This is a genomic window from Lactobacillus sp. ESL0684 (assembly GCF_029392675.1).
GTDB lineage: Bacteria > Bacillota > Bacilli > Lactobacillales > Lactobacillaceae > Lactobacillus.
This window is the reverse complement of sequence record NZ_CP113941.1, coordinates 488762-502576: the sequence shown is the minus strand read 5'-3', so window position 1 is coordinate 502576 and position 13815 is coordinate 488762. Positions and strand designations below refer to the sequence as shown.

Below are 13815 nucleotides of genomic sequence, written 5' to 3'. Positions count from 1 at the left end.
AATTAATCTAAAGATACAGTATGTAGTTTTAGTCCGGCAACTTCAGCTTGGCGATGGGAAATCAAGATCACACTATCTGTTTGCTTGAGCACTGCTTCTAGCAAAACCTTGCTGGTCGGAAGATCGACACTAGAAAAACTTTCATCTAACAAGACCAATTTATCTTTGACAGCGACTAATCGTGCTAGTGCCAGACGCTGCCGCTCCCCACCTGATAAACTCTCAACTTGCCAGTTATCATTAACGCCAAAAGTCTGCTTTGTCTTTGCAAGTGCTTGCGTCTTGAGCTCACGCCCCAAAGTAACATTATAGTCAAGCGATTCTGGAAAAATGGTGATATTTTGCGGAACAGCCACAATTATACGGTTGATTTGCTCACGCGATAACTGACAAAGATCAATCCCATTTAACAAGATCTGCCCAGATTGTGGTAATAATTGCTTGGTCGCAAGCCGAAATAGCGTTGTCTTACCGCGTCCGGATACCCCAGTTAATTGGTAAGTTTCACCTGCGGTAAATTTATATGAAAAATTATCAATAATGTCAGTTTTGGTATTCGGGTAACTAAAGCTAACGTTGCGAAATTCAAGTGACTCAAATTGGTCATTCGGTAAACTTATCTGTTGTTCATTATTATCAGTTTGAGCATCAATTTGTTTGAACTTAGCAAATAATTCAGTAACCGACATCATTTTCGCAAAGTTATTATTAATAATTCCTGCTGAATCAAACACCTTGGTAGCTAGTTCTGCTGTAGCCAAAATTGCCCCAGCGCTAACCACACCCTGAAAATGTAAATATCCAGTCACTCCCAAAACAACCAACTGACTGCCAATGTTAATCATTCCAGTTACCAAGCCAACCTCACCCTGACGACAAGCGTTATGCACATTGGCGCGTTTAACAAATTGAGAACCAACCTTAGTTAAGTGTACCAACTCCTTTAACGCATTAAAGGCAGACAAGGTTTCGTAGCCATGTAAAGCGCTGCTAGTTACTTGCAGAAATTTTTCATTAGCAGCCGAAATTTCGCTGGCTCCCTTGGTTAAAAAGGGTTTAACCAGCTTGGGCACAGCAATAATTAAAATTAACAAAATAAGAGCAATGCTAAAGAGCAGATAACTGTAATTAAGTAAGGCACCTAGAGCAAAAATAGCATTACCACTAAACCTAATAATCACAAACAAAGAATTGATACCTTGTTGCCTAATTAAGTTAACATCATTTTGTAGCCAGGACTCATAATAATCAACCGATTTTTGTTGGAATTCCAGTGTAGACAAGTGACTTAAGCTATCAACTAAATCAGTTCTAATCGAAGTAACTATCTGTTGCGTCACCAATTCTTGCAGATAACCCTCTATAAAAGTCAAAACAAAGGTAATGAGCCAAATGCCAAAAATGAAAGCTAGTGTTGTCATGAAGGCAGTAAATTTACGGGCTATTAGAAAGTTGGCTAATTGTGCCATTTGGGTAGCTGCATAAACCTGTAAGAATGAGTTAGATAACAACAATATACTAACCAAAGCTACTAATAGAAAATGCTGTTTCAGATATTTAAACATGGCTACCCCTCCAAAAATAAACAAAAATTACTATTGATCTATTATTTAATAATTTATTTATTTTTGCAATGCTTTTTTAATTATTAAGTAGAAACTAACACTAGCTATTTTAGTTATATTTAGAAAATCATAAGTTACCTATTCTATTGCGGAATTAAGGCCAAACAAAAAATGCAAACTACCAATAAGACATCGGAAACTTTAACTTTTTCCTTCAAGACAATACTGCCAATAATCACACTATAGAGGTTGGTCATATTGAGAAAGACCCAGGCAATACTGGAATTAGGTGAAGAGGTGGCCAGAGTATTGGTCACTTGTGCTAGTAAGGTAAGCACTGCCCGCGTCAAGTAAATTAGCGTTAATTGGCGATCAGCTCTTGCCAGCTGCATTTTTAAACCATGATTTTTTACTACAAAAGTAATAAATGAAATAATAAACCGAATGTAAATAGTTGCAATCGTGAAATAAATTAAATCAATCGCCTTAATTAGTCCTTTGGTTAACAGCGGCGAAAGCGCGGCTTGCAGAATTAATAACGGTGCAATTACTATGAAAGTTTGCAAGAGAACTTGCAAATTTAAACCATCACGCCTTTGCTTAAAAATAACATACACAACCACAATTACCGTAGAAATAATTGAAATGAGGTATGAGCCACCATTAAGATAACCCATAGTTATAAAAATGGCCAATGGAATAAACAAGTCGGTTAACTTACTTAAAACAATTGACTGCATAATAGTTACTTTTTTAAATACATAACTATAACCATAAGCAACCAATTGGGCTAATAGCCCATAGATTAATACTCGAAATAAGTAGCCGGCAGTGAGTTTAGGGCCAGGGATTTTAGTTAATAAAATAATTAAAAAGATCGTTACTAGCAAGGTACTACACAAGTTGTTGATAAAGTTAACATTAATTGAGCTTTGCTTGCGATACCCCATCTGATAGCGATCGATCACCGAAATTATTCCCCGTGAAAAAGCCGAGATACAAGCAAAGGTAATTAAAAGCAGATTACTAATTGGCATTGGACTACTCCTTCAAAATAAATAGACTCACTTTTCTACTCAAAGTCAAGTATATCAAGGTATTAAATCATAATTCTTGTAGTCCGTCATTAGAATTATCTTTAAGTAGATTAAACTTAGATAATATGTTGTAACCCAAATAAGCTTAGTCCAATTGCATTTTTGAACTAAGCTGTTATAGTAATCTTATGATCAATTGGTTTTAGTTAAAGCCCTGTTTATTTTTGACTACGCTATAATCATATAATTGATCATGCACAATCAAATAGTAGACAGTCCGTGTTAGTTTGTGGACTGCTGCGATGGCGATCTTCTTGAAGTTTCTACTTTGAGAAGATCGTTTTTTCTTTTCGTAATAATCGGCAATGTGACAAGGCTCAGAATATCTTACTGAATCCATTTGTCCAATCGTACGGTAGAGAATCTTACGACCAATGGGATTGCCACGTTTACTAATATGATCAGTCAATTCCATTTCGCCCGACTGGTAATGACGTAAGTCTAAACCAACAAAGGCATTTAAGGCATTAGGATTACGAAAACGTCTGATATCGCCTAATTCACCTAATAATCTAACTGCGGTAATTTGTGAAATACCTGGAATACTTTCAAGAATTTTTAGATCACGGTTGGGTAATTTACTAGCTAAGTCAGACATCTTTTGAATGACATTTTCACGCTCTTTAGTTAGTTTGGTTAGTCGTTGAGCATAATATCTAGCTTGTTCAACTTCAAAAGCAGCTTTATCAACTGCTGGATAAGCTGTGTCAGCCAGTTCAAGTAAGTTAGTTGCCAACTTATTTGCACGCTGCTTACCAATACCATGGAAGCTTAAAAATACTGCATAACTCCTTCGTAACCTAAATTTTTAACGATTTGTGGATGCGTAAAAGTTTGGACATAGCGCCAATAATTCGTACCGTCAGGATGACTAGTTAAGGTTTCTAGCTCAGGAAAAGTAAACTGTAATACGCGGTGTAACCGGTTCTTAGCTGAAACCAAATCATGAGTTAATTGCTCATAAAAACGACTCATGGCACCTAACTGCTTATAGTTAGGGTCTTGTAGATAAGTTGGTCCGCGATGATAAATAAACTGTGAGTAAGCTAAATCTTTAGCATCGCGGCGATCAGTTTTATTGCGTCTAAATTGATCTAATTGCTGTTTGGCTTTAAGTGGGTTAAGCATAGTGTAGCGATAATGATATTGGTTAAGAAAAGCCTGCAATCTGCAAGAATAAACCCCAGTTGCTTCAAAGACAATCTGTGGTTGTTGGTGATAAAATTCTAATTCATCAAGTAGCTGCTGAAAACCAATGGCATCATTGGTGATATTAAACTGTTTAATGACTTGCTTATTAAGCATGATACAAACAGCAGATTTACGACTGCTCACGTCAATTCCCACTACAACTAAATTATTCATCTTCAAATACCTCCAACTAACTTAATTGTGCAGGGTAGAAGTTACAAGCTAAACTATATCTAATTTTCTATACCGGACATCAAGTGCCAACATACTACGAAGAGATTTAAGTTTAACTGATGAAGCTGTCAGTTTTATTTAGGGCGTCAAGTACTAGGTACAAGCGTCAAAAGTAACTAGGGCATATTAACTTCAACCCTGCTTCAATTTTAAAACAAAGAAAAAGCAGTGAATCAATATTCCGTCGAATATTGACCCACTACTAGGTTAGTATGTTTTATTTATTTTACTATTTTGTCAGAAAAAATGTAGAGTATTTTTTAGCCAAGTTGCTAACCTGCAAGGTCAATTACTTGATCATACTTAGCCAAATCAGCAGTGTGATAGTGATGGATTACTTCTATAAAAGTTAAATCTGATTGCAATAATACTTGATGAATTACGTTTGAAGTTGCTTGATCAAGCGATGCATTAATTTCATCAAGTAACAAAATTGGTCGTTTAGACAGAATTGCCCGTGCCAATTCAATTCGCGCTAATTGCCCACCAGATAACTGATCCGCATTATCCCCTAATTGATAATCAAAGCCTTTTTCCGCCACCATAGCAGTCAATTGCAATTGCTCACAAACTTTTTCGACTGCTTTGATAGGTAACTCCTCACCCAAAGTTAAGTTAAACCATAGAGTATCCGCAAAAATTACAGGCGCTTGACTAGCATAAGCAAATAGCTCGGAAATTTGTCCTGCTTTAAATTCTTGATTATCAATCATAATTTTTGCTGCTTTACCAAACTTACCAGATATCATAAATTGCAGCAAAGTAGATTTGCCACTACCAGAAGGTCCAATAATTGCTACCTTTTCTCCTGAATTAATCGTTAAATTAAGTCCACTAACTAGCTGCTGGTTAGCCCGAGTTAAAGTAATATCTGCTAAACTTACCTGCTTATTAAAAGTGGTTACAACCGCTGGCATTTTAGCATTTGACAAATCTAAATAGTAATTTACCTTTTTAACAATATCTTTGGTAGTTGACAAGTGATTACGTTCTTCCAAGATTTGCATCAGCGGATTAACAACCGAATTAGATAATTGCACAATTGCAAACAAAGCGCCAATAGTAGTCTGATTATGCAACACCATTAACCCACCTAAATAGGCCGGAATAACGAAGGTACCATAAATTCCCACAAAACCAACAATAGTTTGAATATTATCACTCGATAGATTCATCTTGCACAGAGCCTGTTCTAAACGTGAAATCTTTGGTCGATTTTCCGCAACTGCATTGGCCTGCTTGCGATATAGCTTTAACGAGTCCGTGCCTGCTAAGATATTTTTTATTTGACTAACATACTTGCCATTAGCTTTAGTCCACTGGTTAGCAGACTTGCGTATCGGCTTTTGCAGTAAAGCTGAAAGTAGTATTGGTATAGCAGAACCAATTAGAAAAAACAAAGTCAAAAGTGAATTAATATAAATTGCGTAAACTAGCGAAACAACTACCGTAACAAAATAAAAAACGATATTAATTTCCGCGTTAAAGCGATTAGTTTCCAATAATTTAAAATCATTGGTCAAAAATCCTAAAGCTGAGGCATTATCTTCAGTCGAAGTCCGCAGCATCCCTGCTAAAATTTTACCACGCAACAAAGTATTGACTTCTCTAATCGCGTTATTCTTCAAATAATTGTAGCCTAATTCAGCCGCTAAGACGATTAACAATAAAACGAGGGCATTTGCAAACATCTGTGGTAATTCATGTAGGTCACGCTTGGCTAAGGCATTAGTCATCGTTTCCATTATATAAGCCATCACAATATTCCGCGTACTAGCAATCACGCCCAACACTACCAGTGCCACAAGTTTCCATTTAGTATAATATTTTATAATCATAAAAAAAGCCTTTCTAACAGTTAAATTGATGTTAGTTTAAGGCTTTTTTAAGACTATTTACAAGGCTATTTGACCAAGTGGTTACTCTAGCCAGCTAAGTGGCGGCATTTAATGTCTCAAAAGTTCGATTGCAATTTTCATTATTCTATACCGACAGTTTGCACAAATCGCAAAAACGCTGCTTGACCTTGCGGCGTTTGTTTAAAGACACCCGCATCCGCCAAAACTCGGGCAAATACCTGCCCTAACGCAGTTTGCAAGATCTGAGTAACATTTTTGGGATTAATTTCAAAATTAGTTTTTAACTCATTGGCCCAAGCAAGATGAATTGACTTAATCTTGTTAGGTTTATCTAAGAGATATTTTTCGACTTCATGTAATTCATCCTGCAGTCGCGGCGGCAAAATTGCTAAGCCCATTACCTCGATTAAGCCAATATTTTCCTTTTTGATATGTTGCACGTCAGGATGCGGATGAAAAATTCCGTCTGGATATTGCTTAGAAGTTTGATTATCACGTAAAACCAAATCTAATTCAAACTGATCATCGTGCATGCGAGCAATTGGGGTCAACGTATGATGTGGCGTTTGACTAGTAAAGGCGCGAATATTGACGGTTTCATCGCTATAGGTGCGCCAAGTGGTTAAAATTTTATTTGCCAGTTCTACCAACTGCTCTTTTTTAGAACTACGCAAGCGAATAACTGACATCGGCCATTTCACAATTCCAGCCGTCACATCAGTAAAGCCGCAAAAAGATAGCTTCGTCATTATTGGCGCCTTAGCCATCGGAAAGTCATGCCGACCGCCTTGATAATGCTCATGCGTTAAAATTGAGCCACCAACAATTGGCAAATCAGCGTTGCTACCGACAAAATACCCTGGAAACTGCTCGAGAATTGTCAACAGGCGCTTAAAAGTTTGTCGTTCAATTTTCATTTCTTGGTGCTTAGCCGCTAAAAAAATACAATGCTCGTTAAAATAGGCATACGGTGAGTATTGAAAGCCCCAGTCTTCTTGCCCCAATTGAAAACGAATAACTCGATGATTGCTGCGTGCTGGATAAGCCATTCTCCCCAGATAACCTTCATTTTCAAGACACAATTGGCATAAGGGGTAGCTATGATTGGCCTGCTTTTTAGCCGCTGCAATTTCCTTGGGGTCCTTTTCAGGTTTAGCCAAATTAATGGTGATTTCTAAATCACCATATTCGCTAGGCGTAACAAAATAGACATTTTTGGCAATTGCACGAGTTTTGATATAGTCGCTACTTTTACTCAAAGTGTAAAAATCGTTAATTGCTTGAGTCGGACTATCCTGATAAGTCTGCCAAAAGCGTTGATTAACCACACTTGTCCTGGGCACGATTAACTCCATTAACTGCGCTTCTAATATATCAGCCTCATTATTTGATGTACCGCATTTACCAGCTACCTGTGCAGTTTTAACTAGTTCAGCTTTTAAATCTAGCAAATCACCGCTACTTGTCTGCTGATGAAGGGCCTCATCGCCAACTAAGCGCAAAACACGATTAGTCAAATAAATTCGGTCTAAGTCAGTATAGTCGCTCATGCCAATTACCTGATCGACAAATTCTTTTACTAAATTGGACTTTTTCATCTTAATAATCCTTACTAAATTTTATTGCCAAACTTTTGCACCATCAGCCGTTTCAGCTAAGTAAAATGAAGGTGGATAACCAATTTTTTGTTCATAAATGGCACCAACCTGTTCTTGAAAAGCAGTGACTTGCCCCTTTTGCACCAAAGCAATTGCACAGCCACCAAAACCAGCACCAGTCATTCGCGCACCCAATACCCCAGGCTGCTGCCAAGCCGCATGTACTAGAGTATCAAGTTCCTTGCCAGTAACCTCGTAATCATACTCTAGTGAAACATGTGAAGCATTAATTAAGCGGCCAAAGCGGGCCAAATCACCATCCTCTAGCGCCGTCTTTGCTAGAAATGTCCGATTATTTTCTGAAACTACATGACGCGTTCTCTTTAACAGCTTTAGGGGTAGCAGATAACTATATTCATCAAGTGTTGCACTATCGAGGTCGCTAAGTGAATCAAGTTTTAATTGGTTTTGCAAAATTTGCAGTGCCTGTTCACATTCTTTTCGCCGTTCATTGTATTTCGAATCTGCTAGTTCTCTACGTTTATTAGTATTCATGATAACAATTAAATTGTCAGCCAGTTTTAACGGTACTTGTTGGTAAGCCAAGGTGGTGGTATCAAGTAAGATCGCCTGGTCCTTTTGACTAAGCGCCACGGCAAATTGATCCATCACGCCAGAATTTACCCCAATAAACTCATTTTCGGTTTTGACACCTAATTTTACCAAAGCGAGTTTACTAATATTTAACTTAAATTGATCCTTGGCAATTATTCCAATCAACATTTCTAAAGCCGCTGAAGAAGACAAACCGGCACCATCAGGAATATCACCATTAACGTAAATATTTAGGCCATGATCCAATTGATAGCCATTTACCAATAAAGAATACAACATCCCTTTAGCATAATTTACCCAAGAGTCAGTTTGAACATATTTTAAATCAGCCAAATCTACTTCAATTGTCTCAAGTTCACTAAAATTGGCGGAGTAAAAGCAAAACTTACGGTCGCTTCGCGGACTAACTGCACCATAAATTCCTAAGGAAATAGCACATGGAAAAACTTGCCCACCATTATAATCAATATGCTCGCCTATTAAGTTAATTCGTCCGGGTGAAAAATATAACCTAGTCGGCTTCTGCCCAAAAACTTTCAAGAATTCATCTACTAATTCTACTTGTTGCATTATCTTCACCTATTTTTCTAAAAAGCGCTCTCAAATACTTATCCCATTATACTTGATTTAGGTGTAACATTAAAGTAGTCAAAAAAAGACGCTGCTAATACAGCGTCTTTTTTACCAAATATGCAACAATCGATCTGGATGCAACTTACTCAAATTAAATTGATGAACCTCTTGCGGTCGACTTTGAGGAAACTTTTCCGCAAAATCGGCTAAATTAACCAAGCCAGTTGAATACGTCCAGACCCCCTTAACCTTTTTGATTGGTTCTAGCATTTCATTTCTAATGGGATAAGCTGAAATGAGAAAATGCTTGTGATGAAATTTAAAGACAAAAAATGGTAACCGAAATTCATCCACGATTTCCGTTTTAGTTTTACCAATCGTAATCACATTGCGATAAGTGCCATACTTGGCCGTAAATTGATCATTAAACGAAAAATAAAAATTAGAAATATGCACATGAGGAAAATCCGCTTCAGCAACTTGATCCGGTATTGCCATCACATGGGCAAACCGATCCAAATTACTTTCTCTTTGCGCCAAAGCACTATCCATCTGGTTAGGGCTAATCACATGCACCCATTCAGGGAGTCGAAAATTATCCTTGTATGTTAAATACATCTCCCTAATAACATCTGGCTTGACCCAATCATATTGCTTTCGCACTTCATTACGATTAAGCAAATTCCGTAAACTCTTATGATACATCAAATCAACAACGAATAATTCATAACGATAACGATCGACCCACGGTTTGTAGTGCTCAATATTGTCTGTCACAATATGTGTGCTATCAACAATTACCGTTTCACCGCGTTTCATTTTTTCTTCTACGAGAAAGTCAACTAGCTGCTCCGTCTGCTTGTTTGCATAACGCGGAATTACTTGATGCAAGTAATCGGTATCTTCTTCATAATAATAGGTTAAATTTGCCAATAATAATCTAATCTGATCACGACTGATTGAATATGGCTGTAAGTGGTGACGAGCAATGAAAGAAGATTTACCGGAGCCAGGTGCGCCTCGTAATAAAAATATTTTACGCATACCTTTACTCCAAACTAAGAATTTAAAATTTATTTAGTATCGTAATAAATTCTACCATATATCTTGCGAAATCCTTAATCAGAAATAAATTGTCAACCTAACTTTAACTCAAAATCTTTTTATCAATAATTTCTAGCTGATCATCTAACGTGTACACAATTGGCTCAGCATTGGGGACTTCAAGATTCACAATTTCCTGATCAGTGATTTTTTCTAATTGCTTAATCAGTGCCCGTAAACTTGAACCATGAGCGACAACCAATTGATCTTCTGCTTTAGCTAAACGACTGGCAATCTGATTATAATAGTATGGCAACAGTCGTTGCTGAGTTTGATACAGGCTCTCTGCCTGCGGCAGATGGGCAAAGTCACAGTTATGATAGCGACGATCAATGATTGGCTTTCCCTTAGGAGGTACTGCATAAAAGCCGCGCCGCCATTTCAAGATTTGCTGTTCACCATAAATCTGACGTGACAGATCTTTATTAAGACCACGTAATTTACCATAATTCCGCTCATTTAATCGCCAAGTCTTAGTAATTGGCAAATATAAAAAATTACTCACATCTGCAATAATATTGGCTGTTTCAATGGCCCGAGACAAAATTGAAGTATGCAATCGTGTCGGCTTAAAATCTGCTAGCTGGTTAATCAATTGACCTGCATTTTCAGCCTGCATCCGACCCTTTTTGGTTAGTGCAACATCGTTCCAACCGGTGTAGATATTGGCTGAATTAGCTGTACTTTCACCATGCCTAACCAAGACTAACTTGACCATTGTTTAATTCACCCAGTGCATAATTAGCATCACTATACCGCCGATAGTAAAAATAATCCCCAACCACATAAAAGCTTTTGCAGCTCCATTACGTTTTTGCTGACGACGATTATAAGCATAAGACAAGTCATAGAGGCCAACGATTAACACAATAATTGCGGTAAAAATATTAACTTTCAATTTTTTCTCCTAATTTTCTGACTTTTGCTTTGAAACAATCATTTCATCATATTTGCCACGATCACACTCTGCTTGAAAATTAAGGTGATTAATTCCCAACTTTTGTAAATCATGACTGAGTTGCTGCGTTAGCTTTTCAAACTCTTGCACAGTTAAATCCGGTGCTACATTAACGTGCGCGTCTAACATAATATAGTCATCGCTATAACGCCAGATATGAACATGATGAATATTCTTAATTGCTGGAATTGCCAACACAATCTTATTTACCTGATCTAAATCAATATCTGGATTAGATTCCATTAACACATTTGCTGCTTGCTTGGTAATTTGATAGGCTTCACGCAAAACAAAAATAGAAACTACCAACGTCATGATTGGATCAAGCAGACTAACTTGCCAAAAGTAAATGAAAATTGCACCAATCACCACTGCTACACTTGATAAGGCATCACTCAACATATGCAAAAAAGTTGAGCGGACGTTTAAGCTGCCCTGTGCATCCTGATGCATGGTCAACATCGAAATGACATTAGCCAGTAAGCCAATTATCGAAACAATTAACATTACGCCACCATTGATTTTAGTTGGTTGCCAAAAACGTTCGATTGCTTCAGCAAACAATGACAAACTAATTAAAATCAAGATAATACCATTGGTAAACGCCGCTAAAGTTTCGGCTCGCTCATAACCAAAAGTTTTAATTTGATTACGCTTGCGATTACTAATTAAATGCGCCACAAACGAAATAATAATTGCCCCAACATCACTCAGATTATGAACGGCATCAGATAATAAGGACAGTGATCCTGAAATAAAGCCGCCACAAAATTCAGCAATCGTGATCACGATATTGAGCAATGTTACCCAAAAATAGCGTTTAGTAGTCTGATCTTTCATCTTGCATGTCTCCGATTAATAATCTAGATAAATTACGCCTGTCTACAACTGTTTTGCATTAACATTATAGTCAACAATTTCAAATTTACCATTATCATTCAAAATCCCGCGACTGACACTGCCATTGTCAGGAAAAACAATATCATGCAGTCCATCACTCTTGCGCCAATACTTAATGCCTAGTGTTTTAATAAAGTCACCATGTGACACCAATAAGACCCGCTTCTCATTTCTAGTCAATTCAGTTAGCACTTTAACTGCTCGAACCATGCGCTCATCTAATTCTTCTTTATCTTCAGCCAAGTGCCTTGGATCAGCCTTTTTGGTAGCCTGGCGAAATTCGTAAATCCCAACTTGATTAATAATCTTGGTGACATCCGTTTCTTCACCAATTCCAGCTGCTAGACCAACTTGCTGCCAGGTATCAACTACATCATCACCTTCAAAAGAGCCAAAAAAGACTTCCCGAAATTCCGGTAACTTTTTAATTTTACCAATTTCTGAGACTTGGTTAGCATCCTTCATCAAGTGAACCGTGTCAATTGCACGTTTTAAATCAGAAGAATACATATTATCAAAATGGACTTGGCTCAGTGCCTCAGCTGTCCGTTTTAGATCATTGATACCCTTTACCGTTAGTGGTGAATCACACCAACCTTGGACCTTATTTAGTTGGTTAAACATGGTTTCGCCATGGCGAATTAAATATACTTCTGTACTCATTGGCATGTTCCTTTCCTAATAAAATTAGTTTATCAGACTATCAGCCAAGATGCTTACTTAGCTAATTTTTACTTATAAAAAAGTCACAACTAACCTACCACAATTATATCTATTATAATGGTATCTAAGAAACAAATAAAGAAGGTAATCATCCATGACCAAATTTGAAACATTGATCTTCATCCCTGAAGGAAGTCTGCTAAATGAAAAACTAGCACAAAGAACAGCTCTTAGCCAGACCTTAGCAGCATTAAACGAAGGTTTTGGGCCTAAGGAACGTTTGCAGTACACTGAAATACAGGAACAAGCCAAGTTATTGGGACTAAATGAACGCATTGAATTAACTTTACAGACTTTTTGCAAAGCAAATTATCAAACTGCCAAACCAATCTTTTGGCAAAAATTAGCTCACCAAACCCAATTAGTCAAAGGCGCAATTTCCTTTTTAGAACAAATTCCGGACCAAGTAAAATTAGTTTTATTGGCTAAGGAACCCAAACAAGTTATTAGCACTCGCATAACAGATAGTAAATTGCTAAACTTTTTTAGTGCATGTTATTTTAGCGAAGATTTCTCTGATACTTTTACCCAAACAATTTTAGGGCAAGTATTGCAAGCAGAACCTGCAATTAATCCTGCAACCTGCTTGCTTATTGGAACAGACTTAGCTGACGAAATTCAGGCAGCCAATCAAGCCAATTTAGCCTCTGTTTGGCTTGCTCCCAAAAAAGTTAAGCTGCCGATTAATCCGCGTCCAACCATGCATCTAACTAGGTTAAGTGATTTATTATTCTACCTCAACCTAAGCTAGTTTATAATAAAAGAAAAGAATTGTGAGGTAATAATAATGACAAAAATTGCGGTTGTTTTTGCAAATGGTTGTGAAGAAGTAGAAGGTCTCAGTCAAGTCGATGTCTTTCGCAGATTAGGAATTACTACAGATATGGTAGGTTTGACTAGTACAGAAATTATTGGCGACCACCAGATCGAATTAACCTGTAACCAAGTTATCGGGTCAGACCTGCTTGATTATGACGTGGTCGTTTTTCCTGGTGGCAAGCAAGGTGCAGAGAATTTGCGTGCTAGTCAAGAACTTGGCGATATCATGGTTAGCCGTCAAGCTGCTAATAAGTGGAATGCTGCTATGTGTGCGGCACCAATTGCGTTTGCACATTATGGTTTACTAAATAATGCTGATTATACTTGCTATCCTGGTTTTGATAAGCAAACTAAAAAAGAGGCTCCTAGCGGTCATTTTAAAACTACGATAACCGTCACTGATTACCAAAATAAAATCATTACTAGCCGTGGTCCAGCTACTGCCTGGGCCTTTGCATATGCGATTGCTGAAGCTGTTGGTGTTTCAACTAAGGATTTAAAAGAAGGCATGCTCTACAATTATTTAGCCGATAATATTAAGGATAGTCTTTAAGACTATCCCAACTAAAAAACAGCTGC

The 13815-nt window shown here is 37.4% G+C and carries 12 protein-coding genes and 1 pseudogene; 2 read left to right on the top strand and 11 right to left on the bottom strand.

All coding sequences use genetic code 11. The annotated features are described in order from the left end of the window. Window positions 1–2: 2 nt before the first annotated feature. The 11 genes and pseudogenes from OZX56_RS02455 to OZX56_RS02405 all read right to left on the bottom strand — a co-directional run bounded on the left by OZX56_RS02455 (window position 3) and on the right by OZX56_RS02405 (window position 12357). Window positions 3–1565: an ABC transporter ATP-binding protein gene (locus OZX56_RS02455; protein WP_277140044.1), complete on the bottom strand. Its 1563-nt coding sequence runs from the start codon at window positions 1563–1565 to the stop codon at window positions 3–5. A 143-nt stretch (window positions 1566–1708) separates the two neighbouring features. After that, window positions 1709–2602, bottom strand: a complete 894-nt coding sequence (locus OZX56_RS02450) for a hypothetical protein (protein ID WP_277126830.1) — start codon at window positions 2600–2602, stop codon at window positions 1709–1711. Between the two features lie 202 nt (window positions 2603–2804). Further along, window positions 2805–4027: pseudogene (locus OZX56_RS02445) on the bottom strand (IS110 family transposase). 332 nt (window positions 4028–4359) lie between these two features. Next, window positions 4360–5925 (bottom strand): ABC transporter ATP-binding protein, encoded by a 1566-nt coding sequence (locus OZX56_RS02440; protein WP_277140043.1) that lies wholly within the window; start codon window positions 5923–5925, stop codon window positions 4360–4362. Between the two features lie 140 nt (window positions 5926–6065). Next, window positions 6066–7544, bottom strand: a complete 1479-nt coding sequence (gene galT / locus OZX56_RS02435; protein ID WP_277140042.1) for a UDP-glucose--hexose-1-phosphate uridylyltransferase — start codon at window positions 7542–7544, stop codon at window positions 6066–6068. Between the two features lie 21 nt (window positions 7545–7565). Next, entirely contained in the window at window positions 7566–8729 is a 1164-nt protein-coding gene (locus OZX56_RS02430; RefSeq protein WP_277140041.1) for a galactokinase, read from the bottom strand. Window positions 8730–8840: 111 nt separating this feature from the next. Beyond that, a complete protein-coding gene (locus OZX56_RS02425) occupies window positions 8841–9776 on the bottom strand; it encodes an AAA family ATPase (RefSeq protein ID WP_277126834.1) in 936 nt (311 codons plus the stop codon). A 103-nt stretch (window positions 9777–9879) separates the two neighbouring features. Beyond that, the gene (locus OZX56_RS02420) at window positions 9880–10554 is read right to left on the bottom strand and encodes a 2,3-diphosphoglycerate-dependent phosphoglycerate mutase (protein ID WP_277140040.1); all 675 of its coding nucleotides are present in this window, start codon (window positions 10552–10554) and stop codon (window positions 9880–9882) included. A 3-nt stretch (window positions 10555–10557) separates the two neighbouring features. After that, window positions 10558–10734, bottom strand: coding sequence for a hypothetical protein (locus tag OZX56_RS02415; protein WP_277126836.1), 177 nt, complete (start codon window positions 10732–10734; stop codon window positions 10558–10560). Between the two features lie 9 nt (window positions 10735–10743). Next, complete coding sequence (locus OZX56_RS02410; protein ID WP_277140039.1) at window positions 10744–11634, bottom strand: cation diffusion facilitator family transporter; 891 nt, start codon at window positions 11632–11634, stop codon at window positions 10744–10746. 42 nt (window positions 11635–11676) lie between these two features. Next, window positions 11677–12357, bottom strand: coding sequence for a histidine phosphatase family protein (locus OZX56_RS02405; RefSeq protein ID WP_277140038.1), 681 nt, complete (start codon window positions 12355–12357; stop codon window positions 11677–11679). Window positions 12358–12511: 154 nt separating this feature from the next. Between OZX56_RS02405 and OZX56_RS02400 the strand changes: the two genes are divergently transcribed. Both OZX56_RS02400 and OZX56_RS02395 read left to right on the top strand, forming a co-directional pair. Then, window positions 12512–13168 (top strand): HAD family hydrolase, encoded by a 657-nt coding sequence (locus OZX56_RS02400; RefSeq protein WP_277140037.1) that lies wholly within the window; start codon window positions 12512–12514, stop codon window positions 13166–13168. A 36-nt stretch (window positions 13169–13204) separates the two neighbouring features. Next, complete coding sequence (locus OZX56_RS02395; protein ID WP_277140036.1) at window positions 13205–13789, top strand: DJ-1 family glyoxalase III; 585 nt, start codon at window positions 13205–13207, stop codon at window positions 13787–13789. Window positions 13790–13815 lie beyond the last annotated feature (26 nt).

Bases quoted from the DNA above. Each gene is read 5' to 3' on its own strand.
- OZX56_RS02455 (WP_277140044.1), bottom strand. From the start codon at position 1,565: ATGTTTAAATATCTGAAACAGCATTTTCTATTAGTAGCTTTGGTTAGT.
- OZX56_RS02450 (WP_277126830.1), bottom strand. From the start codon at position 2,602: ATGCCAATTAGTAATCTGCTTTTAATTACCTTTGCTTGTATCTCGGCT.
- OZX56_RS02440 (WP_277140043.1), bottom strand. From the start codon at position 5,925: ATGATTATAAAATATTATACTAAATGGAAACTTGTGGCACTGGTAGTG.
- galT (WP_277140042.1), bottom strand. From the start codon at position 7,544: ATGAAAAAGTCCAATTTAGTAAAAGAATTTGTCGATCAGGTAATTGGC.
- OZX56_RS02430 (WP_277140041.1), bottom strand. From the start codon at position 8,729: ATGCAACAAGTAGAATTAGTAGATGAATTCTTGAAAGTTTTTGGGCAG.
- OZX56_RS02425 (WP_277126834.1), bottom strand. From the start codon at position 9,776: ATGCGTAAAATATTTTTATTACGAGGCGCACCTGGCTCCGGTAAATCT.
- OZX56_RS02420 (WP_277140040.1), bottom strand. From the start codon at position 10,554: ATGGTCAAGTTAGTCTTGGTTAGGCATGGTGAAAGTACAGCTAATTCA.
- OZX56_RS02410 (WP_277140039.1), bottom strand. From the start codon at position 11,634: ATGAAAGATCAGACTACTAAACGCTATTTTTGGGTAACATTGCTCAAT.
- OZX56_RS02405 (WP_277140038.1), bottom strand. From the start codon at position 12,357: ATGAGTACAGAAGTATATTTAATTCGCCATGGCGAAACCATGTTTAAC.
- OZX56_RS02400 (WP_277140037.1), top strand. From the start codon at position 12,512: ATGACCAAATTTGAAACATTGATCTTCATCCCTGAAGGAAGTCTGCTA.
- OZX56_RS02395 (WP_277140036.1), top strand. From the start codon at position 13,205: ATGACAAAAATTGCGGTTGTTTTTGCAAATGGTTGTGAAGAAGTAGAA.